Source organism: Solwaraspora sp. WMMD1047 (assembly GCF_029626155.1).
Taxonomy (GTDB): Bacteria; Actinomycetota; Actinomycetes; order Mycobacteriales; family Micromonosporaceae; genus WMMD1047.
The window spans coordinates 3,475,561-3,499,728 of record NZ_JARUBL010000001.1; the positions used below are offsets into that span (position 1 = coordinate 3,475,561).

13 protein-coding genes are annotated in these 24,168 nt (G+C 71.9%); 5 read left to right on the top strand and 8 right to left on the bottom strand.

Annotated elements, in window-relative coordinates:
- Positions 1–34: 34 nt before the first annotated feature.
- Both O7627_RS15790 and O7627_RS15795 read right to left on the bottom strand, forming a co-directional pair.
- On the bottom strand, positions 35–5,497 hold the full coding sequence (locus tag O7627_RS15790) for a carboxyl transferase domain-containing protein (protein ID WP_278094269.1): 5,463 nt from the start codon (positions 5,495–5,497) through the stop codon (positions 35–37).
- Between the two features lie 148 nt (positions 5,498–5,645).
- Entirely contained in the window at positions 5,646–6,680 is a 1,035-nt protein-coding gene (locus O7627_RS15795) for a LacI family DNA-binding transcriptional regulator (RefSeq protein WP_278094270.1), read from the bottom strand.
- Positions 6,681–7,134: 454 nt separating this feature from the next.
- Here O7627_RS15795 and O7627_RS15800 point away from each other — a divergent pair, with 454 nt between their 5' ends.
- Together O7627_RS15800 and O7627_RS15805 are read left to right on the top strand one after the other, a co-directional pair.
- Positions 7,135–8,850 carry a family 43 glycosylhydrolase gene (locus O7627_RS15800; RefSeq protein ID WP_278094271.1) on the top strand — a complete coding sequence of 572 codons (1,716 nt, stop codon included), beginning with the start codon at positions 7,135–7,137 and terminating at the stop codon, positions 8,848–8,850.
- Positions 8,851–8,915: 65 nt separating this feature from the next.
- On the top strand, positions 8,916–11,762 hold the full coding sequence (locus O7627_RS15805; protein ID WP_278094272.1) for a glycoside hydrolase N-terminal domain-containing protein: 2,847 nt from the start codon (positions 8,916–8,918) through the stop codon (positions 11,760–11,762).
- A gap of 249 nt (positions 11,763–12,011) precedes the next feature.
- On the opposite strand, the gene O7627_RS15810 is transcribed toward O7627_RS15805, so the two are convergent.
- The gene (locus O7627_RS15810) at positions 12,012–13,394 is read right to left on the bottom strand and encodes an endo-1,4-beta-xylanase (protein WP_278094273.1); all 1,383 of its coding nucleotides are present in this window, start codon (positions 13,392–13,394) and stop codon (positions 12,012–12,014) included.
- Between the two features lie 442 nt (positions 13,395–13,836).
- Between O7627_RS15810 and O7627_RS15815 the strand changes: the two genes are divergently transcribed.
- The gene (locus O7627_RS15815) at positions 13,837–14,694 is read left to right on the top strand and encodes an alpha/beta hydrolase (protein WP_278094274.1); all 858 of its coding nucleotides are present in this window, start codon (positions 13,837–13,839) and stop codon (positions 14,692–14,694) included.
- Between the two features lie 10 nt (positions 14,695–14,704).
- Here the strand turns inward: O7627_RS15815 and O7627_RS15820 are convergent, their stop codons facing one another.
- Positions 14,705–15,583 carry a class I SAM-dependent methyltransferase gene (locus O7627_RS15820; RefSeq protein WP_278094275.1) on the bottom strand — a complete coding sequence of 293 codons (879 nt, stop codon included), beginning with the start codon at positions 15,581–15,583 and terminating at the stop codon, positions 14,705–14,707.
- A gap of 82 nt (positions 15,584–15,665) precedes the next feature.
- On the opposite strand from O7627_RS15820, the gene O7627_RS15825 reads away from it, so the two are divergent.
- Complete coding sequence (locus O7627_RS15825; protein ID WP_278094276.1) at positions 15,666–16,265, top strand: TetR/AcrR family transcriptional regulator; 600 nt, start codon at positions 15,666–15,668, stop codon at positions 16,263–16,265.
- 50 nt (positions 16,266–16,315) lie between these two features.
- Here O7627_RS15825 and O7627_RS15830 read toward each other — a convergent pair whose 3' ends face one another.
- Positions 16,316–17,770: a glycoside hydrolase family 43 protein gene (locus O7627_RS15830; protein ID WP_278094277.1), complete on the bottom strand. Its 1,455-nt coding sequence runs from the start codon at positions 17,768–17,770 to the stop codon at positions 16,316–16,318.
- A 79-nt stretch (positions 17,771–17,849) separates the two neighbouring features.
- Positions 17,850–19,247, bottom strand: coding sequence for a family 43 glycosylhydrolase (locus O7627_RS15835; protein ID WP_278094278.1), 1,398 nt, complete (start codon positions 19,245–19,247; stop codon positions 17,850–17,852).
- 304 nt (positions 19,248–19,551) lie between these two features.
- Here O7627_RS15835 and O7627_RS15840 point away from each other — a divergent pair, with 304 nt between their 5' ends.
- Positions 19,552–20,808: a S8 family peptidase gene (locus O7627_RS15840; RefSeq protein ID WP_278094279.1), complete on the top strand. Its 1,257-nt coding sequence runs from the start codon at positions 19,552–19,554 to the stop codon at positions 20,806–20,808.
- A 16-nt stretch (positions 20,809–20,824) separates the two neighbouring features.
- Here O7627_RS15840 and O7627_RS15845 read toward each other — a convergent pair whose 3' ends face one another.
- Together O7627_RS15845 and O7627_RS15850 are read right to left on the bottom strand one after the other, a co-directional pair.
- Positions 20,825–22,723 (bottom strand): ABC transporter ATP-binding protein, encoded by a 1,899-nt coding sequence (locus O7627_RS15845; RefSeq protein WP_278098296.1) that lies wholly within the window; start codon positions 22,721–22,723, stop codon positions 20,825–20,827.
- 111 nt (positions 22,724–22,834) lie between these two features.
- A complete protein-coding gene (locus tag O7627_RS15850) occupies positions 22,835–24,148 on the bottom strand; it encodes a class I SAM-dependent methyltransferase (protein ID WP_278094280.1) in 1,314 nt (437 codons plus the stop codon).
- Positions 24,149–24,168: the final 20 nt, after the last annotated feature.

Below are 24,168 nucleotides of genomic sequence, written 5' to 3' on the forward strand. Positions count from 1 at the left end.
CCCGGCCGCCGCCGCGACGGGTGGCGCCGACCGGTCAGGTCATCCGGGACTCGATCGCGTCGATGATCCGCGGGCGCAGTTCGGCGACCCGGACCACAGCGTCCACGGAGCCGACCTGCACGGCACGCTGGATGTTGTGCCGCCGGTCGAACTCGGTGGCCACCTCGCCGAGCTTCTCCGCCCGCACCGACGAACGGAGCTCGTCGAGTTCCGCGGCCAACGCGGCGCGGTCGGTACCGGACGCGGCCGCCGCGCGGGCCTCCAGGTCCCGCACCCGCGGGTCGGCCGCGGTCCGCGCGTCGACGTCGCGGGAGAAGACCACCGCGGCGGCGGGAGCGCCGCCCAGCACCGAGGCGAACGAGCCCTCCAGCGCGAGCACGGTCATGTTCGGGTTCAGCGCCTTGGAGAAGACCACGAACGCGCCGCCGTGGTACCGGGAGATCACGCAGAACACGATGGGGCCACGGAAGTTCACGATCGCCCGGCCGATCTCGGCGCCGTACTCCAGCTGCAGCTTGCGCATCGACTCCGGCGAGCCGTCGAAGCCGGACAGGTTCGCCAGCACCACCAGCGGCCGGTTCCCGCTGGCCGCGTTGATCGACCGGGCGGCCTTCTTCGAGGACTGCGGGAACAGCGTCCCCGCCGTGTAGGTGTCCGGACCGTCGGTGGGCGGGAAGCCCCGCCGCGGCACGGTCCGCGACTCGATCCCGAGCAGGCAGACCGGGATGCCGCCGAGGTGTGCCTCCTGCACCACCGCCGTCTCCGCGTCGGCCATCCCCGCCCAGCGCTCCAGCACCGGGTGGTCCTGGTCGGCCAGCGCCCGCATCACGATCCGGATGTCGAACGGCTTCTTCCGGTCCGGATTGGACTCGGCGGAGAAGATCTCGCCGACGGTGCTGAAGTCGCTGCCGGCCAGCAGGTGCGGAAAGGCCCGAATGTCCCGGTCCACCGGGTCGGCGGTGACCGCCCGTCGCGGCGAGTTCTCACCCGGTACGACGTACGTGTGGTCGTAGTGCGCCATCAGCACGTCCCGCGCCGCGGCCAGGTTCGGCGCCCAGTACTGCGCCTGCCCGTTCGGCCCCATCACCCGGTCGTAGCCGCCGATGCCGAAGTTGTCCTCGGCGGAGACCCCACCGGAGAAGTCCAGCGACTGCTTCCCGGTCAGCACCATCGCCGAGTCGGGCGTCATCACCAGGATTCCCCTGGTGTGCATGAGCATCGTCGCCTCGGCGTTCCAGTACGGCTGGGCGCCGACGTTGATCCCCGCGACCACGATGTTGATCTCACCACCGGCCTGGGTGAACTCGACGATCCGCTTGAGCGCGGCGGCCACCCAGTCCATGTTCTCGGTGCCCGAGTCCATCGAGATCCGGGCGCCGGCCGACAGCGCGTACCACTCCAGCGGAACGCGCATCCGCTCGGCCAGGTCCAGCGCCGCGATCACCCGGCGGCACTCCGGCTCCGACAGGGCACCCAGCGCCTTGGTCGGGTCGCCGAGCAGCACCACCCGGGTGACGCCCTGCGGGTGCCGGGGCGTCGCGGCGGTGACCAGGCCGGCGACGATCGCCGCGCGGTTGCGACCGCGCGGCCGATCGACCGGCACCAGCGTGTGGTTCTCGTCGAGGTCGTGCTCGACGAAGTCGCCGAGCAGTGCGGTCAGCTCATACGGGTACACCGTGTTGCGGCTGCTCGCGCGGAGCACCTTCAGTCGGTAGTCGTCGAGCGGTTCGAGCGGCTCGACCGGCGGCTCGCCGACGGTCAGCGCCGCCCCGCCCGTCGCGTCGAAGGAGATCCGGACAGCCACCCGGGTCAGCGCGCCGGTCGTGCGATCCCGCTGCCGGGCGATGAACAGGATCTCCTCCAGCCCGGCGCCCGCGGTCGTCGGACGGACCCGCCCGGCGATCATCTCCATCTCCGCGCGGGTCAGCTCGCTCGGCGGCCAGACGTAGATCACGATCCGGTTGGTGTTGAAGCGGGTCCTCGCCGGGCGCTGCGACTGCGCCCGACGAATCGAGTCCAGGCACGCCGCGACGGTGTCCTCGGTGGTCGGCAACGCCACCAGCCGGCCGTCCTGCTCGCGCAGCTGGGTCAGGTCGCGCACCTGTGCGAACGCGACCAGCCTCTCGTCCGACGAGTTCTCCCGGGCCACGCACTGGAACAGGTAGACCTCCTCGTCCAGCGACGGCAGCCGGGTGAGGTCGAACTTGCGCAGCCGCTCCAGCTGCATCCGCTGCGCGATGTACGGGTGCAGGCCGCGGATCAGCCGCTCCTCGGCCAGGCCGGTGCTGGCGGGGCGGAACGTGAAGTGGTGGTGCATCACCGCCCCGGCGCGACCCGCGACGGTGGTGGTGACCCGGCGGACCTGGGGCGGCAGCGGATGGGCGGCGATGACCTCCAGCAGCGCCGCCGCCATCGCGTCGAAGTCGGCCGGTTGGTTCTCCCAGGCGAGGTAGATGTCGGCGTCGATGGAGTCGGCCGCGCCGGCCAGCTCCGCGAGCCCGCGCAGCGCGGCGCCCAGCGCGTCGAAGCGTACGGCCGCCGAGACCACGCTGGAGTCCGCGCGCTCGGCCACCACGAAGGTGCAGCCCGCGACGGTACGGGAGCGGACGGCGGCCAGCCCCTTGTTGCCGTAGTAGCGGCGGGTCAGCACCTCCAGCATCACCGCGTTGTCGAGATGGTCGCGGACCAGCCGCTGGCCGAGCAGCCGTACCAGTGGTTCGGTGCTGCGTACCATCGCCGCGATCCGCTCGGCGCGGTCCGGCGCGTCCGGGTGCGCGTCCAGATGCCGCAGATGCCGGCGTACCTCGGCGTAGACCCGGGCCCGGTTGCGGCGCAGCAGCGGCTGGGCGAACCAGGCGAACACCACGCCGCGGGCGAGGTCGGCGATCACGGGGAACCGGACCTGGGTGGCGGCCACCAGCCGCTCCAGTACGAGACCGGCGGGCTCGTGCAGGTTCTGCTCCGGCGGCGGCTCCCGCAGCCAGGCCCGCAGCAGCGCCGTGACGACCAGGGCGTCGGCGGATCCCCGCTGCAGGGCGAGGAAGATCCGGAACACGGCGGCTTCCAGGTTCGGGGAGCGCTCCAGCTCGGTGACGCCGTAGTGGCCGAGCGCCTTGGCGAGCTTGGCCTGGAAGCCGGCCGGCAGCCCGGCCCGTTCGACGTCGAGGCTCTGCAGGTAGGTGTGGAAGTACTCGCGGTCGCTGTGCAGGTGGCCGTCGCCGCTCTCCTCGCCCGTCGGCCGGTTGCGGCTCAGCTCGGCGAGGTCCGCGAAGAGCTCGACGAGGTCGAGCTCCGCGGCCAGTGGCCGATGGCCGTCCTCGATCGTGGCGCGCCGGGCGGCGAGGTAGTCGTCGAGCACCCGGCGGTCGTCGTGCGGGTCGACGTCGAAACCGAGCAGCAGGCCGCGCAGGTCCTCCTGACCGCGGGCGGCGCGCGCCTGCGCCGGGAGCTGTGCCGGGGCGGCCGGCAGGTCCAGCTCGACGGCGCCGGCCGCCGGGTCGTCCGCGGCCTCGGCGTCGTCGTCGGCGAGCGGCTCCAGCCGCAGCAGCGGCGCACCGGTCTCCACCTGGTTGCCCACCGCGACCGACGACTCCTTCAGCCGGGCCCGGAACGGCGCCCGGAGCACCGTCTCCATCTTCATGGCCTCCAGCACCAGCACCGGGTCGCCCTGCTCCACCTCGGCGCCGACCGGCACCGGGGTGGCGACGACAAGCGCGGGCATCGGGGCGCGGAGCACCCCGCCCTCGTCGCGGCTGACCCGGTGGGTCACGCCGTCCACCTCGATCAGGTGCACCGGCCCGTGGGTTCCGGTCACCAACCGGTGGCGGGCGCCGTTGACGACGATCTGACCGGTGTGCCGGTCGAAGCGGTCGAGCTGCACGTCGGCGCCGTGCACGGCACCGCCGGCCTCGATGCCCACCCGGAACCGGTACGCCCCGGTGCGCGCCACCCGCATCCGGTAGCTGACGCCGCGCAGCTTGAGGTCCAGCGGCCGACCGCCGGAGTGCTGCACCTGGGGGCGACCGCCGGCCGCCGTCGCCAGCAGCCGCTGCCGTTCGGCGCGCTCCTGTTCCTCGTACGCCTCGATGGCGGCGGCGGCGAGCGCGACCCCGAAGTGCCGGTGCGCGACGAGCCGGCCCGCGCCCCGGACCCGGTCGATCCAGCCGGTGTCCGCGCTGGCGTCGATCACCTCGGGCTGGTCCAGCAGGTCGAGCACGAAGCTCTTGTTCGTCGCCCCGCCCTCGATGATCACCGTGGTGTCCGCCATCGCCCGGCGCAGCCGGCCGAGCGCCTCGTCGCGGTCCCGCCCGTACGCGATGATCTTCGCGATCATCGAGTCGAAGTCGGCCGGAATCGTGTCTCCCTCGCTGACCCCGGTGTCCACCCGGATGCCCGGCCCGGCGGGCAGGTCCAGCCGGGCGATCCGGCCGGGGGAGGGGGCGAAGTCGCGGTCGGGGTCCTCGGCGTTCAACCGGGCCTCGATGGCGTGCCCACGCTCCACCGGCGGCCGGCCTTCGAGTCGACCGCCGGCGGCCACGTGCAGCTGCGCCTTGACCAGGTCGAAACCGGTGGTCGACTCGGTGATCGGGTGTTCGACCTGCAGCCTGGTGTTGACCTCCAGGAAGGCGAAGAGGCGGTCGCCGGGGTGGTAGAGGAACTCCACCGTGGCGGCGCCCCGATAGCCGACCGCCACGGCCAGCCGCTCGGCCGACGCCTTGAGCTCTTCGGCCTGCGCCGGGCTGAGCACCGGCGACGCGGACTCCTCGATGACCTTCTGGTTGCGCCGCTGCACCGAGCAGTCGCGCACCCCGAGCGCCCAGGCGGTGCCCTGACCGTCGGCGATCACCTGGACCTCGACGTGGCGGGCGCCGGTGACCAGGCGCTCCAGGAAGACCACGCCGCTGCCGAACGCCCGCGCCGCCTCCTGGCTGGTGCGCTCGTACGCGTCGGCGAGGTCGGCCTCGTTGGTGACCACCCGGATGCCGCGTCCGCCGCCGCCCGCGGTCGCCTTCAACATCAGCGGATAGCCGATGCCGGCGGCCGCGGCGAGGGCGGCGTCCAGGGTCTCGACCGCGCCCCGGCTCCACGGCGCGACCGGTACGCCGACCTCCTCGGCGATCAGCTTCGCGCCGATCTTGTCGCCGAGCTGGCGCATGGCGTCCGCGTTGGGGCCGACGAACGTGACGCCGACCTTCTCGCACAGCTCGGCGAATGCGGGGGATTCGGCGACGAAGCCCCACCCGACCCAGGCGGCGTCGGCGCCGGTCTGCACCAGTGCGCGTTCCAGCACGGCGAGGTCGAGGTACGGGCGGGCCGCGGCCGGGCCGAGCTCGTAGGCGATGTCCGCCTCCCGGACGAAGGTGGCGGTCCGGTCGACGTCGGTGTAGAGGGCGACTGTCTCGATCCGCCTCCCGGTCTCCGCTGCCAGCTCCCGGACCGCGTGGATGAGCCGCATCGCGGCCTCACCACGGTTGACGATGGCAATACGGCTGAACACCCGATCGACCCCTCCGGTAGACCCACGACCGCCCGTCGGGACGTTGCCCCGACAGTGGTCACCCTGCCGGCTGGCGGCGGGCGGCGCCATAGCGCGAGCTCCGAAGCCCTCGGCGCATCAGTTGTAGGAACCGAACAAAAGTCTTTGGTCATCGGGGCGGTGCGGTGCTGCCACGGACGACAAGTGCGGTGCCGAGTTCGTACCTCTCCTGGGGCAACGGACGCCCGTCGGCCAGCGTCAGCGCCAGCCGGGCGGCGGTGGCGCCCATCTCGGCGAACGGCTGCCGCACCGTGGTCAGCGGCGGCGCCAGCCAGGCCGCCTGGTCGATGTCGTCGAAGCCGACCACGCTCAGGTCGTGCGGGATCCGCAGGCCGGCCTGGTGCGCCGCGGCGTAGAGGCCGAGGGCCTGCAGGTCGTTGCCGCAGACGACGGCGGTGGGTGGCTCGGACAGAGCGAGCAGGTCGCCGCCGAGGTCCTGGCCGTCCTCGAAGGTGAAGAAGCCGCAACGTTCGAGCTTCCGGTCGAACGGCACGCCGGCGTAGTCGAGCGCGGCCCGGAATCCGTCCAGCCGGGCCCGCGCGGACAGATCCTTGACCGGGCCGGTCAGCACGCCGATCCGCCGGTGACCGAGGTCTAGCAGATGCCGGGTGGCGGCGAGGGCGCCGCTCCAGTTGTTGGACCCGACGGTGGGCGTGGGGAACAGGTCCCCGACCGGGTCGATGACGACGAACGGGATGCCGCTGGCGGCGAACTTCTCGCTGTGCTCGGCGGTGACCAGGGAACAGACGGTGATGACGGCGGTCGGCTGCCGCAGCAGCAGCGGCTCCACCCAGGGCAGCCCGGCCCGCATCCGGGGCCGGACATCGGTGAAGCCGACCGCGCAGTCGTCCGTGCTGGCGACCTCCTGGACACCGCGCAGGATCTCCATCGCTATCGCCGGCAGCATCTGATGGAAGACGACCTCGATCGAGTGCATCAGCCCGCCGTCCGGGCGGCGGCGGTAGCCGTGGTCGCGCAGCAGCGCCTCGACCCGTTGCCGGGTCTGCTCACCCACCCCGCTGCGGCCGTTGAGGACCTTCGAGACCGTGGGTGGGGAGACTCCGGCCAGCTCGGCGATCGTCGCGATGGGCAGGTCACCGCGCCGGGGCTTGCGGGCGCGGTACCGCCTGCCGCTTTCGATCACGACCGAAAGTCTACGGTGAACGCCTGATCATGGCGCCCAGCAGCAAACGATGCTTGGCTGGGCCGAAATGTTAGCGTCAACATTTCGTTGGCAACCGCGCGTGGACGGTCCGCCCGACCGACAGGACCGGCCTGTTAGCCCAGGCTGGGGCGGTTGCGGCCACCGGCTGGCCGGTGGCGCTGAGCGTGAAACCTTTCGCGAAACCTTCACCACACATCTTGACGACCGGATCGTCATCGACAAGAGTCCATATGAGCGGTGGTGCGGGTCGCCGGGGGCCCGGTGCATCAGCTCAACAATCGTACATATCGATGTCAGGTGCGAGTGGCAGCGCCTGTTAGCGCTCACATCGACGTTCCACCATGGCTTCAGATTCCGTCCCGGCCCAAGGAGGGCGACCGTGAACAGATCTGCCCGGAGGCGCGGTGTCGCCTTGCTCGCTAGCCTGCTCTGCGTGCTCGCCGCGGTTCCGGGCGCGGCCCGCGCCGACAACCCGATCGTGCAGACGATCTACACCGCCGACCCGGCGCCGCTCGTCCACGACGGACGGGTCTACCTCTACACCGGTCACGACGAGGACGGGTCCACCTACTTCACCATGCGGGACTGGCGCGTCTTCTCCTCGGTGGACATGGTCAACTGGACCGACCACGGCTCGCCGATGAGCCTGGCCACGTTCAGCTGGGCCAGCGCCGACGCGTGGGCCGGCCACACCATCGAACGCAACGGGCGCTTCTACTGGTACGTGCCGGTCAAGAACCGGGCCACCGGACGGATGGCGATCGGCGTGGGCGTCTCCGAGAGCCCCACCGGTCCGTTCCGCGACGCCATTGGCCGTCCGCTGGTGGAGAACGGCGAGATCGATCCGCACGCGTTCATCGACGACAACGGGCAGGCGTACCTCTACTGGGGCAACCCGAACCTGTGGTACGTGCGCCTGAACTCCGACATGATCTCGTACTCGGGTAGCGCCACCCAGATCCCGCTCACCACCGCCGGCTTCGGCACCCGGAGCGGCAACACGAGCCGCCCGACCCTCTACGAGGAGGGTCCCTGGGTCTACAAGCGCAACGGCACGTACTACAACGTCTTCGCGGCCGAATGCTGCTCGGAGTTCATCGCCTACTCGACCGCCCCCGGCCCGACCGGGCCGTGGACCTACCGGGGCACGGTCATGCCGAGGCAGGGCAGCTCGTTCACGAACCACCCCGGCGTCATCGACTACAAGGGCGGCTCGTACTTCTTCTACCACAACGGCGCGTTGCCCGGCGGGGGCGGCTACGCCCGCTCGGTCGCGGTGGAGCAGTTCAGTTACCGGTCCGACGGCACCATCCCGACGATGAACATGACCACCACCGGGGCGCCTCAGATCGGCACGCTCAACCCGTATCTGCGTCAGGAGGCCGAGACGATCGCCTGGTCCTCCGGCGTGGAGACCGAGCCGGCCAGCGAGGGCGGCATGAACGTCGGCTGGCTCGAGAACGGCGACTACATCAAGGTCAAGGGGGTCGCGTTCGGTTCCGGCGCCACCTCGTTCACCGCCCGGGTGGCCTCGGCGACAAGCGGCGGACGGATCGAGGTGCGGCTCGGCAGCGCCAGCGGCACCACCGTGGGCACCTGCACCGTCGCGGGCACCGGCGGCTGGCAGACCTGGACCACCGTCACCTGTCCGGTAAGCGGCGCCACCGGCACCCAGGACGTGTTCCTGCGGTTCGCCGGCGGCAGCGGCAACCTGTTCAACGTCAACTGGTGGCAGTTCAGCCAGGGCTCCGGGCCGACCACGCCGCCACCCACCACGCCGCCACCCACGACTCCGCCGCCGACCACCGCGCCGCCGACCACCCCGCCGCCCACGACCACGCCGCCGCCCAGCGGTGGCGGGTGCACCGCCACCTACCGCACCACGAGCACGTGGAGCGGTGGCTTCCAGGGCGAGGTCACCGTCACCGCCGGCGCCTCGGCGATCAGGGGATGGACCGTGCGCTGGAACCTGGCCGGCGGCCAGAGCATCGCCCAGGTCTGGAACGGCAACCTGAGCATCAGCGGCTCGACCGCCTCGGTGACGAACGTCAGCTACAACGGTGCCCTTGCGGCGGCGGGATCGGCAACGTTCGGCTTCCTTGGCAGCGGCACGGCATCGACCCCGACGCCCACCTGCACCGCGTCCTGACCGGGGGAACCGGCGCCACCCCCCGCGACCGCACCACCATCCGATCTGCGCGGCTTGGAGAGAACATGCCCGACGTGACACGAAGGAACGTACTCATGGCCGGGGCGGCGGGCGCCGGCGCGGCGCTGCTGCCGGTCGCGTGGAGCGCCGTCGCCCGAGCCGGCGCGGTGGCGCCGCCGGAGGTGCTGGCCGCGGGGGACATGGCGCTGTGGTACGACGAGCCGGCGGGGACCGACTGGCTCCGTGCGCTGCCGATCGGGAACGGCCGACTCGGCGCGATGGTGTTCGGCAACGTCGACACCGAACGGCTCCAGCTCAACGAGGACACCGTCTGGGCCGGCGGCCCATACGACTCGGCCAACCCCCGGGGTGCGGCGAACCTCGCCGAGATCCGGCGGCGGGTCTTCGCCGACCAGTGGGGCCAGGCGCAGGATCTGATCAACCAGACGATGATGGGGAGCCCCGGCGGCCAGCTCGCCTACCAGCCGGTGGGCAACCTCCGGCTGGCCCTCGGGTCGGCCAGCGGGGCGTCGCAGTACAACCGGACCCTCGACCTCACCACCGCCACCGTCACCACGACCTACGTGCTCAACGGGGTCCGGTACCAGCGCGAGATGTACGCCAGCGCGCCCGACCAGGTGATCGTGATCCGGTTGACCGCCGACCGCGCCAACTCGATCTCGTTCAACGCCACCTTCGACAGCCCGCAGCGGACCACGGTGTCCAGTCCGGACGGCGCCACCATCGCGCTGGACGGCATCTCCGGCAACATGGAGGGGGTCACCGGCTCGGTGCGCTTCCTGGCCCTGGCCAACGCGACCGTGACCGGTGGCACGGTCAGCAGCTCCGGCGGCACCCTGCGGGTGTCCGGCGCCACCAGCGTGACGGTCCTGGTGTCGATCGGTTCCAGCTACGTCAACTACCGGATCGTCAACGGCGACTACCAGGCGATGGCGCGCAACCGGCTCAGCGCGGCCCGCCAGGTCGGCCTCGACCAGTTGCGCAGCCGCCACCTCGCCGACTACCAGGCACTGTTCAACCGGGTGACCATCGACCTGGGTCGGACCGCCGCCGCGGACCAGCCCACCGACGTCCGGATCGCCCAGCACGCCAGCACCAACGACCCGCAGTTCTCGGCGCTGCTGTTCCAGTTCGGGCGGTACCTGCTCATCTCCTCCTCCCGGCCGGGCACCCAGCCGGCGAACCTGCAGGGCATCTGGAACGACTCGATGACCCCGCCCTGGGACTCGAAGTACACGATCAACGCCAACCTGCCGATGAACTACTGGCCCGCCGACACCACGAATCTCTCCGAGTGCTTCCGGCCGGTGCTGGACATGGTCCGGGATCTCGCGGTGACCGGAGCCCGGGTCGCCCAGGCGCAGTACGGAGCCGGCGGGTGGGTCACCCACCACAACACCGACGCCTGGCGCGGCGCCTCGGTTGTCGACGGCGCGTTCTGGGGCATGTGGCAGACGGGCGGCGCCTGGCTGGCGTCGCTGATCTGGGAGCACTACCTGTTCACCGGCGACATCGAGCTCCTCCGGGCCAACTACCCGGCCCTCAAGGGCGCCGCCCAGTTCTTCCTCGACACCCTGGTCGCCCATCCGACCCTTGGCTACCTGGTCACGAACCCGTCGAACTCGCCGGAGCTGGCGCATCACGCCGACGTTAGCGTCTGCGCAGGACCCACCATGGACAACCAGATCCTGCGCGACCTGTTCGACGCCGCCGCCCGGGCCAGCGAGGTGCTCGGCGTCGACGCCACCTTCCGCTCCCAGACCCGCACCGCGCGGGACCGGCTGCCACCGATGCGCGTCGGTTCCCGCGGCAACATCCAGGAGTGGCTCGCCGACTGGATCGAGCCCGAGCGCAACCACCGGCACGTCTCCCACCTCTACGGGCTGCATCCCAGCAACCAGATCACCAGGCGAGGAACCCCACAGCTCTACGAGGCCGCCCGCCGGACCCTGGAGCTGCGCGGCGACGACGGAACCGGCTGGTCACTCGCCTGGAAGATAAACTTCTGGGCCCGGTTGGAGGACGCCGCCCGCGCCCACAAGCTGCTGCGGGACCTGGTACGCACCGATCGGCTCGCCCCGAACATGTTCGACCTGCACCCGCCGTTCCAGATCGACGGGAACTTCGGCGCCACCGCCGGCATCGCGGAGATGCTGCTGCACAGCCACAACGGGGAGCTGCATCTGCTGCCCGCGCTGCCGAGTGCCTGGCCCACCGGCCAGGTGGCGGGACTACGCGGCCGGGGCGGCTACACCGTCGGCATCGCCTGGACCGGCGGCCAGACCGACGAGTTCGTCGTCCGGGCCGACCGCGACGGCTCGGTGCGGCTGCGCTCCCGACTCTTCACCGGAGCCTTCACCCTCGTCGACACCGCCGACGGCAGCACGCCGGCCACCACCCGCCCCGAGACGGACGTTGTCGCCCTCGACGTCCGCGCCGGCCACACGTACCGGGCGGCCCGCCCCGGGGTGACCCCCACCCCGACGCTGACCCCCACCCCGACGCCATCCGAATCCCCGACCCCGACCCCGACCCCGACGCCGACCCCGACCGCGATCCCGACCACAACCAGCCCGCCCGCGCCGTCCGGCGCCCGGGCGGTCTACCGGGTGACGAACTCCTGGCCGGGCGGCTACCAGGGCGAGGTCACCGTCACCGCGGGTTCGGCTCCGATCCGGGGGTGGACGGTCGCCTGGACGTTCACCGATGGTCAGCGCCTCAACCAGGTGTGGGGCGGTACGCACACCCAGAGCGGGGCGAACGTCACGGTCACGAACGCCGCGTACAACGGTGCCCTGCCCGCCGGCGGCTCCACCACGTTCGGCTTCATCGCCGCGGTGACCGGCGCCAACAACCCGCCGACGAACCTCACCTGCACCACGACCTCCTGATCGACGCCTGAACCCCAGCCACCCGGTCCGGTCGTGGCTCCCGGAGCCGGGTTGAAGGCCACCGGCCGGCGGTACGCCGAACCGCCGGCCGGTGGCCGCTTTCTGACGTCCCCCGCGGTACTTCCCCGACCCGGCGGGTGGTGCCGATCGGCACCACCCGCCCGGTGGTCCTCCGCCGAGCGCGGAACGCGCCGGCGGTGCGGGGAACCGGTAAGGGTTCCCGCACCGCCGGCGCGCCGGTTCGGTGGGTCAGTTGGCGGTGCAGGTGGGGGTCATGCCGGTGGCGGTGCCGTTGCCCTGGAAGCCGAATTCGGTGGTCTGGCCGGGGTTGAGTCGGCCGTTGTAGCTGACGTTCGTGAATCGGATGGTTCCGGTGTTGGCGCTGGCGGTGGCGCTCCAGGTGTTGGTGACGGTGGCGCCGTTGGGCAGGGTGGTGGTGACGGTCCATCCGGTGGTGCCGTTGGTGCCGGCGGTGACGCGGATGGCGGCGACGAAGCCGCCGGTCCAGGAGTTGAGGGTGACGGTGGCGGTGCAGCCGCCGGTTCCGGGCGGTGGGGTGGTCGGGTTCGGCGGTGGCGTGGTGGGGTTCGGCGGCGGGGTCGTCGGGTTCGGCGGGGGAGTGATGCCGGGCCCCGCGTTGAGGGCGTTGAGGGTGGTGTCGTAGGCGGGTTTCTTGTTGCCGTTGCAGTCGAAGAGCAGGGCGTTGTCGGAGCCGCGCCAGGAGTCGCAGTCGCGCACGCCCCAGACGGTGATGCCGGTGCAGCGGGTGACGTTCATGCAGGCGCGGGTGACGGCGGCGTAGATGTTGGCCTGGTTGCCGCCCTGCATGACGTCGAGTTCGGTGATCTGGACGTCGACGCCGAGGTCGGCGAAGCGTTGCAGGTTGGCCTGGTAGTCGCTGGCCAGGGTGGTGCCGAGGTGGGACTGGAAGCCGACGCAGTCGATCGGCACGCCGCGGGCTTTGAAGTCGCGGACCATGTTGTAGATGCCGGTGGACTTGGCGTTGATGCCGTCGGTGTTGTAGTCGTTGTAACACAGTTTGGCGGCGGGGTCGGCGTTGCGGGCGGCGCGGAACGCGGCTTCGATCCAGTCGTTGCCGGTGCGTTGCAGGTTGGAGTCGCGTCGGCCGCCGCTGCCGCCGTCGGCGAAGGCTTCGTTGACCACGTCCCAGGAGTGGATCTGGCCGCGGAAGTGGGTGGCGACCTGGGTGACGTGGTTGATGGCGGCGTTGCGTAGGTCGGTGCCGGACAGTCCTTCGGCCCAGCGGGGTTGTTGGGCGTGCCAGAGCAGGGCGTGGCCGCGGACGGTCATGCCGTTGGCGCGGGCGTGGTTGACGATGCGGTCACCGCCGCTGTAGTTGAACACCCCGCGTTGGGGTTCGGTCGCGTCCCATTTCATCTCGTTCTCGGCCACGAGACTGTTGAACTCGCGGTTCAGGATGGTCAGGTAGGTGCTGTTGGAGAACTTCCCGGTCGCCACCGCCGCACCGAAGTAACGACCCTTCTCCGCCGCGGCCGCCCGCAGGGTCGTACCCGCACTGGCCGACGGTGCCATCGACACCGCCGTCCCGGCGGCGAGTGCACCGGCGACGGCAACCGTCACCGTGGCCAGCAACGCTCTCTTGCCAATCATGTCGAATCCTTTTCTGTGGTGGTTACGGGCTCGGCGCGGCGCCCGGAAGGGCGCCCGCGGGCTCGCGGGGAGGACCGTTCGGATCGCCCGTGGGGTCAGCTGGTCACCGAACGGCCTGGTGAGGTGGGGGAGGAGCGCGAACCGCCGGCGATCCCGCGGTCGAGCTCTGGATGCCCGTCTACTGGGACGGGCGGGGCGCCGACGGTACGACCCGAGGACTGCCCGTGATCCTCGCCGGCCCGGCTCCGCAAGCCTTCCAAGTATCGATTGAAATGATTGCGTTGGCAAGCGGGGGCGGATAGGTGAAATGGCTTACTCGGCCGTCAACGAGAACCGCCCGAAGGATTCACGATCGGTGGCGTACGAGTCACGTATCGTCAATTACGCTTGTGGTGCGTCCGGTCATCCGGCCCGTCGACGTCTCGCTCGCCAGGAGGTTCCGATGTCCGAGGAAGTCGACGTGGCGATGGACCCCACCGCGACGCGCTGGTACCCCGGTGCCGAGGCGCGACCGGCGCCGGACGGGCGTACCGCGGCCGGCATCCGGTACTGGACCTACGGACGCGGCCGGGGTGACCCCTTCCTGCTGGTGCACGGCTGGTGCTGCAACCACCAGTTCATGACCCCGATCGCCTGGCATCTGGCCCGCCGGCGCGCGCGGGTCATCGCGGTGGACATGCCCGGGCACGGCCAGAGCCCACCGCCGCCGGACGGCTACGGCGTGCCCGAGATGGCCGCCCGGCTCCAGGCGTTCGCCGCCGAGCTCGACCTGCGCCGGATCGTGGTGATCGGGCACAGCCTCGGTGGGGTCTGGTCGCTGGCCGCCGCCGCCGGGGACCGGGACCGCTTCCGTGGGCTGATCATGCTCGACTCCGCGGTGGCGGGTCCGCCGGGCGCCGCGGAGGGGATCGCCCAGGTGGCCGAGAGCCTGCGCGACGACACCTCCGGCGAGGTCCGGGAGTCGATCGTGCGGTCGTACTTCCTCCCGCAGTCCGATCCCCGCCTGGTCGAGTGGGTGGTGGCCCAGATGTCCCAGCCCAGCACCCAGGTCGCCTACGAGCCCATCGCCGGGCTCGCCGAGTACATCGCCAACGAGGCGGACGCGGCCGCCCTGACCGCCTGGGACCGGCCACTGCTCTACGTCGGCTCGAACGCCCCGTTCGCCGACTACGCCCGGCTGGCCGAGTTGGCGCCGCAGGCCAGCATCGGGCAGACCGTCGGCTCGGGCCACTTCGTCCAGCTCGAGGTGCCGACGCAGGTCAACGCGATGATCGACCGGTTCCTGGAGATCACCTCTTGACCGGACGGGGTCAGCGGGGTCGGCGCCGGTCGGCCGGGTCGGCGGCCGCCCCGTCGGCGCCGGTTCGTACCGCCGTGACGGCAACCGCGCTGTAGGGCACAGTGAAACCGCCGCCGAGTGCGTCGATCGCGTCCCCCACCCCCGACAGCACCGCCGCCCGTCGGTCCGGCGGGAGCATGGTGAGGGCCCCGGACGTGGGCAGCAGGTCCAGCCACTCGTCGCGGGTGTAGGCGCGCTGGAAGTCGACCTGCCACTGCCGGGGTTCGGCGAATCCACCGGCCGCCCGGATGCCCTCGGCGGCGCGGGTGAACAGCGGCTGATAGCCGGCCGGCCCCGACTGCGCCGACGCACCGGCGAAATCGAAGGGCGCGTCGGGAACCTCCCGCCGGTAGACCGCGGCGAAGGCGCCCGCCGCCTCGGCGGGCAGGTCGGACACGCACCAGAACGGGGCCAGCAGACCGCCGGGCCGCAGGATGCGCGCCGCCTTGGCGGCGCCGGCGACCGGGTCGATCCAGTGCCAGGCCGTGCCGGCGGTCACCAGGTCGAACCGCCGGGCGGCCGGCTCCCAGTCCTCGAAGGTCGCCACCTCGACGTCGAGTCCCCGGCGGCGGGCGAATTCCGCCATCCGTGGGTCGGGTTCGACCCCGAGCACCCGGCAGCCGGTCGCCTGGAACTGCCGGGCTGCGATGCCGGTGCCGCAGCCGACGTCGAGGACCCGGCCGCCGGGACTGTCGGCGGTGAGCCGTTCGACCAGGGCGTCGGGATAGCGCGGTCGGGTCCGGTCGTAGCGTTCGGGGTCGATGCCGAACGACTCCGCCACCTGGCGGTGGCCGTCGGAACCGGGTCGGGGCGGGGCGGGACGGGACGGATCACCAGCCAGAGTGGGCATGCGCCCACAGTAGTGGGCAGATGCCCACTCTGGCAAGCTCCGAAGGGCGACGCAGGGCGGGCAGGAATCGAGAGGAGTGCCGGTGCCGACAGGGGTGGCCATCCGGGACGTGCGCGAACAACTCTTCGACGCCGCCGAGAAGGTCCTGCTCCGGGCCGGTCCGAGCGCCCTGACGAGCCGGTCGGTCACGGCGGAGGCGGGTTGTGCCAAGGGGGTCCTGCACCGGCACTTCGCCGACTTCGACGACTTTCTTGCCGCCTTCGTGCTGGATCGCAGCGGTCGGATGAACGCCCGAACCGCCGCGCTGCGCGAGTCAGCCGGGACCGGCACGGTCGCCGACAACCTCACCGGCGCGCTGACGGCGCTCTTCGAATCGGTCGCGGTGGCGGTTGTCGCGCTGGTCAGCTTCCGCGACGAGCTGCGCAGCCGGCTGCGGCAGACCTGGCCGGCCGGGGTGCCGGTCCTGACCGAGGCGGCCACGATGATCGCCGACTACCTCGCCGCGGAGCAGGCGGTGGGCCGGCTGGCGGTCGACGCCGACGTGGAGACGCTCGCCGCCATGCTGATCGGCACCGGGCATCTCCTCTACGCCGACCGGCGGGGCGCCCGGCCGCCGACCGACGCCGTGCGCCGGATGGTGGGCAACGTCCTCGCCAGCGCCGGCCCGGCACCCCGCGACTGAACCGGGCGCCGGTCCCGCCGGGCCGCGCGGGTGGCGGCCCGGCGCGGCGGTCAGGAGGTGACGCGGAAGGTGGCGTCGCTGCGGCCCTGCGCGTCGGTGATCGGATCCAGTCGCAGCAGGTACCCGTAGTGCCTGAGGTACCGGTCCGGGAAGTTGTACGACTGGAACGACGACCAGCCGGAGTCGGCCAGCCCGGCGACCCGGCGGAAGGTGGCGTCGGCGGCGAAGGTGGCCGAGCCGTCGTTGGCGGCCAGCACGAAGTCGTACCCGTAGTGCCGCAGGTAGTAGCCCGGGTAGTTGACCGACTCGAACGACAGGTATCCGGAGCTGTTCGCCAGCCCGGGGACCAGCCGGAACTGGGCGTCCTGGGCGGGGCTGACGTTCGGGTCGATGCGCACGTCGAGATTCGCGTGCCGCACGTACCGGTCCTGGTAGTTGTACGACTGGAGGCGGTTGACCGGGGTGCTGGCCCCCCACCGGCCCAGCACCCGGCTCTCCTCGGCGGCGGTCAGGTTCAGGATCGAACCGTGCCGCTTGCGGTTGCCGCCCATGCTGTATCCGGACCGGTGCTGGAAGTTGCCGGTGGCGCCCAGGTTCGTCGAGGTGACGGGAAGGTAGCCCCGGCCGGTGGCGTACTGGTCGAGCCAGAGGGCCCACTCGTTGCGCCCGTTGAACTGTGCCCACATCGGACCCTCGACGACGTTGCCGCCGCCGGTGCCGTTGGAGATGCCCAGGTGCGACAGGTTGCCCAGTGTCGTCCAGGAGCCGAGGACCGAGTTGCTGGCCTCGATGGTGATGTGGCCGTCGGCCGACGCCCGGTAGTAGCGGTAACCGCCGACACTGTTCGGCACCTCGACCAGCTGGGTGTCGATGATGCCCTGGCTACCGGGCCGCTCGATGTAGAGCTGCGGTGCGGTGAAGCTGCGGAAGTCGCTGGTGCGTGCGTACCAGATGCGGTGTTTTGTCACGCCGTTGCGGGCCGAGTTGGTCGCCCAGTAGACCACGTAGTCGCCGGTGGCGGGGTTGTAGATCGCCTCCGGGGCCCAGGCGTTGCCGGCGCCGGGGATGCCGGCGGCGACGTTCACCAGCCGGGGCGCGGACCAGTTCACCAGGTCGGTCGACTCCCAGACGACGAGTGAGGTGCTGCCCCGGTTCGCCGCGTCGTTCCACGAGGTGCCGCTGGCGATCCGCAGGTCGGTGGCGACGATCCAGTAACGGTCCCCGGCCGGGGACCGGACCAGCGCGGGGTCCCGGACCCCCCGGGTACCGACCGTGGAGAGCAGGACCGGACCCCCGCTGTTCAGGTCGCTCCAGTTCAGCCCGTCCCGGCTGTGGGCGAGGTAGATCTGTTCGCCGTTCGCCGACTCACCGGTGAAGTGGGCCATCAGGTAGCCGGTGAACGGTTCCAGGGCGGCCGCCTCCCGGCGGGTGGTCACGGTCAGCGAGGTGAAGGCCAGACAGACCAGCATCAGCAGGGCGCCGGTCCTGGTGAGGGCTCTCGACATGAACGGTTCTCCTTCGGGCGACAGCGATCGGGGCGACGGGCGGGTCGGGGCGACGGGCGGGTCGGTGCGACGGCGCGGGTCACCGGGTGGGGACGACCGCCCGGATGGTGCCGTCGGGGTTGAACTCCATCCGGTCGATGGCGAGCTCGCGGTTGGTTCCGTCGCCGGCCGGGATGGCGAAGCGGTGGTAGGCGATGTACCAGGTGTCGGTGCCGGGCGCCCGCACCACGGAGTGATGGCCCGGCCCGCGGACACCCGCCGCCAGGTTCTTCTGCAGGACGACGCCGCGCCGCGTCCACGGGCCGGCCGGTGACGTCGCGATCCCGTAGGCGACCCGGTAGTCCTCGCTGCGGGTGTCGTTCTCCGACCACATCAGGTAGTACCGGCCGGCCCGCTTGAACACGAACGGGGCCTCGTTGTAGCCGGCCGGGGTGATGGTGCGTACCTGTGCGGGGTCGTACGAGACCAGGTCCGCGTTCAGCGGGACCATCCGGGCCACCCCCTGCCCCCAGTAGAGGTAGGACCGGCCGTCGTCGTCGGTGAAGACCATCGGGTCGATGGCCTGGCCGCCGGGGAACTGGCCGCTGCTGACCAGCGGCCGGCCGAGCGCATCCCGGAACGGTCCGGTGGGCGAGTCGGCCACCGCCACGCCGAGCTGCTTGGCGGTGTTACCGGTGGCCGATCCGCCGCTGAAGTAGAGGTAGTAGCGGTTGTTCCGCGTCGTCACCGCCGGCGCCCACGCGGAATTGTCGGCCCACGACACGTCCGGTCCGTGGTCGAGGATCACGCCGTGGTCGGTCCAGTTCACCAGGTCGGGGGAGGAGAACGCCTTGTAGTAGGTGCCGCTCCAGCCCGCGTACCCGTCGGTGGTGGGGTAGAGGTAGTACCGGCCGTCGAAGGTGGTCAGGTGCGGGTCGGCGAACAGCCCCGGCACCACCGGCCCGACGTTCGTGCTCGGCGCCCACGGCGCGGTGATCCGGAACGAACTGTCCGCGCGGAAGGCCGCCGTGTCGGCGTACGGGTCGAGCCGGAGGGTGAAGTCGCGGTGCCGGATCCGGTGCTGCGGATAGTTGTACGAGACGAGTGACACCGAACCGGCGACCGAGCCGGCCACCGGGCAGAAGGTGGCGTCGGCCCGGAAGCCCGGGTCGCCGGTGTTGGCGTCGACCCGCAGCAGCCAGTCCCGGTGCCGCAGGAAGAGTCCGGACCGGGTCTGCAGCGAATAGCAGGTCGGCGAGGCCAGCCCGTTCACCACCGTGAAGGTGGCGTCCTGGGCGGCCTGCGCGCCGCTGGCCGAGCTGATCGCGTCGAGCCGGCCGACGAAGTCGAGATGTCGCACGTACCGGCCCGGGTAGTTGACCGATTCCAGCGATCGGGCGCCGGTCGGCAGCGCGGCCGCCCGGGCCGGCCCGCCGGTGACGATCACCGCAACTGCCGCCAGCAGGATGGACATCCCCAGCGCGGTCCGGCTTCGCATCGGCGAACTCCCATGTTATCGCTCACATCGCGCGACCTGGTGGGGTCGGCTCATGAGGATGTTTCGAGGATGTGTCGAAGTGTTAAGGCCCGCCATGGCTTTGTCAAGCCATCCTTGTCGATGTCCGGTGCCCGCCGTCGCCGGACGCAAGCCCTTACCGGTGTGTCGCCGGCCTCACTATTCGTGGTCTGCTCCGGGTGCCGCCCCCGAGGCGGAACGCATAGCCTTTCACCGATCGGTTCCGCCCACGGGAACGGGGTCCACGGGGGACCACAGCGGCGCCGGTCCGAGGGGAGACACGGGGATGCGTCCTGCGCGCACCGTCCTGCGCCGAATCGCCACACTCGCCACCGCCGTGACCGTGCTGGTCGCCAGCACCGGGTCGACGGCCATCGCCACCTCCGAACCCGAGACCCGGTCCGGACCCGACACCGGGTCCACCGCCGCCGCCGCGCGCCTGCGGCTCGCGCCGGCCGACGCCGCGATCCCGGACAGCTACCTGGTGGTGCTGCGCGACACCGGCCCGGCCCGCGCCGACGTCGGCCGGGCCGCCACCGCACTGACCGCCCGCTACGGCGGCACGATCGGCCACCGCTACACCGCCGCCCTGCGCGGCTTCTCGGTCCGGGCCAGCGCCGCCGTGGCCCGCCGGATCGCGGCCGACCCGGCGGTCGAACTCGTCGAGCAGAACCGGACCGTCCAGCTCGACGACACCCAGCCCAACCCGCCGTCCTGGGGGCTCGACCGGATCGACCAGCTCGACCTCCCGCTGGACAGCTCCTACACCTACCCGGGCAGCGCCGGCCAAGGTGTGCACATCTACATCGTGGACACCGGCATCCGGATGACCCACCAGGACTTCGGCGGCCGGGCGGTGAACGGTGTCGACCTGGTCGACGGCGGCGCCGCCGACGACTGCCACGGCCACGGTTCACACGTCGCCGGCACCGCCGGCGGCACCAGCTACGGGGTGGCCAAGCTCGCCACCCTGGTCGCGGTGCGGGTCTTCGACTGCATCGGCACCGGCGGCCTGGACCGGGTGGTGGCCGCCGTCGACTGGATCACCGCCAACGCCGTGCACCCGGCGGTCGCCAACCTCAGCCTCGGCTACCAGGTCTCCTCCGATCCGGCCGGCACGCTGGAGACCGCCGTGAACAACTCGATCGCCTCGGGCATCACCTACGCTCTCTCGGCGGGCAACGACAACGGCGACGCCTGCGCGAAGACCCCGTCCCGGACGCCGGCCGCGATCACGGTGGCCGCCTCGCAGAGCAACGACGGCACCTGGCCGAGCTCGAACGAAGGCCCCTGCGTGGACCTCTTCGCGCCGGGTCTGAACGTGGTCTCCGCCGGACACAGCTCCGACACCCACCAGGTCTACCGCAGCGGCACCTCGATGGCCGCGCCGCACGTGGCCGGCGCCGCCGCGTTGATTCTGGGCGCCGACCCGTCCCGGACCCCGCAACAGGTCCGGGACGAGATCGTCGCCGAGGCCACCCCCGACACCCTGAACTGGGTCACCTCCGACACCGTCAACCTGCTGCTACACGTCGGCCCCTGACCTGATCCGGGGCGACTCACCGGCCGCCCGGGGCGGATCCGACCAGATCGGGTCCGCCCCGGTCGGGTCCGGCCTGGTCGGGCGCCTCCCGGCCTGGTCCCTCCTGGGCGAACTGGGTGCGGTAGAGCTCCCGGTATCGACCGCCGGCAGCGAGCAGTTCGGCGTGCCGCCCCCGCTCGACGATGCGGCCGTCCTCCACCACCAGGATCTGATCGGCGGCCCGGATGGTGGACAACCGGTGGGCGATGACCACGCTGGTCCGGCCGGCCAGGGCCGCGCCGAGGGCGGCCTGCACGGCGGCCTCGGAGGTGGCGTCGAGATGGGCGGTTGCCTCGTCCAGGATGACCACCCGGGGCCGGGCCAGCAGCAGCCGGGCGATGGTGAGTCGCTGCCGCTCCCCGCCGGAGAGCCGGTAGCCCCGCTCGCCCACCACCGTGTCGAGGCCGTCGGGCAGGCTGGCCACCAGGTCGTCCAGTCGGGCCCGGCGCAGCACCTCCCACAGTTCCGGTTCGGTGGCCGCCGGCCGGGCGAAGAGCAGGTTCGCCCGGATCGACTCGTGGAACAGGTGGCCGTCCTGGGTCACCACGCCGAGGGCGGACCGGATCGACTCGGCCGACAGCTCGCGTACGTCCCGACCGGAGAGCCGGACCGCACCGCTGTCCACGTCGTAGAGCCGGGGCAGGAGTTGCGCGATCGTGGACTTGCCGGCGCCGGAGGAGCCGACCAGCGCGACCATCTCGCCGGGCTCGGCCCGGAACGACACGCCGTGCAGAACCTCCTCGCCGCCCCGGTCGTCGAGCTTCGCGACGTCCTCCAGCGACGCCAGCGACACCCGGTCGGCGGCCGGGTAGCCGAACCGGACGTCGTCGAACTCGACCGCCACCGGTCCGTCCGGCAGTGCTCCGGCGCCGGCCCGGTCGGTGATCAGCGGCTCCAGGTCGAGGATCTCGAAGACCCGGTCGAAGCTCACCAGGGCACTCATCACCTCGACCCGGGCGCTGGCCAGCGCGGTCAGCGGCGCGTAGAGGCGGGACAGCAGCAGGGCCAGAGCGACGACCGCCCCGGCGTCGAGCCGGCCGGTCAGGGCGTAGAAGCCGCCCAGCCCGTACACCAGCGCCAGCGCCAGCGAGCCGACGACGGTGAGCGCGGTGATGAAGACCCACTGCAGCATCGCGGTGCGGATGCCGATGTCGCGGACCCGGCGCGCCCGGGCGGCGAACTCGGCGGACTCCTCGGCCGGCCGACCGTAGAGCTTGACCAGGGTGGCGCCGGGTGCCGAGAACCGCTCGGTCATCCGGTTGCTCATCGCCGCGTTGTGTTCGGCCGCCTCCCGTTGCAGCCGGGCCAGCCGGGAGCCCATCCGGCGGGCCGGGAGCACGAAGACCGGCAACAGCAACAGGGTCAGCAGGGTGATCTGCCACGAGATGCTGAGCATCACCGCGAGGGTCAGCAGCAGCGTGACGACGTTGCCGACCACTCCGGACAGGGTGTCACTGAACGCCCGCTGCGCCCCGATGACGTCGTTGTTGAGCCGGCTGACAAGCGCCCCCGTGCGGGTCCGGGTGAAGAACGCGACCGGCATCCGTTGCACGTGGTCGAAGACCGCCGTCCGCAGGGCGACGATAAGCCCTTCCCCGATGCTTGCCGACAGATAGCGGGTGACCAGGCCGAGTCCGGCCTCGGCGAGTGCGATCACCGCGATCAGCACCGCCAGCCGGACCACCACCCCGGGGTCGGCCCCGGACCCGATCGCGTCGACGACCCGGCCGGCGAGCACCGGCGCGGCGACGGTCAACACCGCCGTCACCACACTCAGCCCCAGGAACAGCATGATCGGCGTACGGTGCGGCCGGGTGAACCGGGCGATCCGTTTGAATGTCTGGCGGGACAGTGGTCGCTCGTCCCGGGCGTTCATCGCGTGGTGCAGGGATACCCACGCGGTGACCTCCATGCTCATCGTCTACCTCCCGGCGAGACGGTAGAACCTGGAGTGCGCTGTAGGTCAAGCCGGTTCGGCGCGGCCGGGTCAGGGCCAGGACCGTCGGGTGGCCGGCATCGCGGCCGAGCCGTCCGGACGGGGCACCACACCCAGCACCTGGTGCACGGAGATACCGCCGTCGGTGAAGCCGACCCGGGAGGCGGCCAGATACAGCCGCCAGATCCGGGCCCGCGTCTCGCCGACCAGCTCGACGGCGCGGTCCCAACCGCCCGCCAGGTTCGCCGACCACTCGCGCAGCGTCCGGGCGTAGTGCTCGCGCAGCGCCTCCACGTCGCGTACCTCGAAGCCGGCGCGCTGCATCGCCAGCACCACCTCCCCGACGTCGATCAGCTCCCCGTCCGGGAAGACGTACCGTCCGATGAAGGTGCGCGATCCGACCCGGGAGCCGCCGACCGAGGAGATGGCGTGGTTGAGCAGCCGACCGGTTGGCCGCAGCAGCCCACGCAGGATCTCGAAGTAGGCGCCGATCCGTCGGGCGCCGACGTGTTCGAACATGCCGACCGAGCTGATCGCGTCGAAGGTCTCGCCGGCCAGCTCGCGGTAGTCCTGCAACCGGATCTCCACCCGGTCGGCCAGCCCGGCCGCGCGGACCCGCTCCCGGGCCAGCTCGGCCTGCTGCCGGCTGATCGTGACGCCGACCACCTCGACGCCGTGCGCCGCCGCCGCGTGCAGGGCAAGCGATCCCCAGCCGCAGCCGACATCGAGCAGCCGGGCGCCGCCACGCTCGTCGAGCCCGAGCTTGTGGCAGATCAGCTCGTGTTTGGACCGCTGCGCCTCGGCCAGGCCGACGTCGTCGTCGGGGAACCGGGCGCAGGAGTAGGTCAGGCTCGGGCCGAGCAGCAGCCGGTAGAAGTCGTTGCCGACGTCGTAGTGGTGGCTGATCGCCCGGGCGTCGCGGCGCAGGGAGTGCAGCCGGCCGTGCCGCCGGGCCTCCTCTGCCGGGGGCGGCAGCGGCGGACCGAGCGCCCCGAGCCGGCCGGCCACCCGCAGCGCGGTCCAGGCCGCGCCGAGCCCGAGCCGGGCGTCACGCGGCGCGGCGGTCTGCAGTGCGCGGAGCACCTCGAACGCATCGCCGGTCAGGTCGAGGTCGCCGGCGACGTAGGCCCGGCCGAGGCCGAGTTCACCGGGGGACCAGAACATCCGCCGCAGCGCCCGGGCCGACCGGACCACGACGGCGCCCGGACCGTCCGGCGGGCCGACGGAACTGCCGTCCCAGAAGGCGAACTGGACCGGCGGCCGGTCGCCCAGCGTCGCCCGCAGCAGGGGCGTGAACTGCTCGGCCACCGTGGCGGTGGCCGGCGGTGTCGTGCTCGTGAACCGTTCGGTGTCCTGGGTGGCCATTTCGCCGCCTGCGCTTCCGT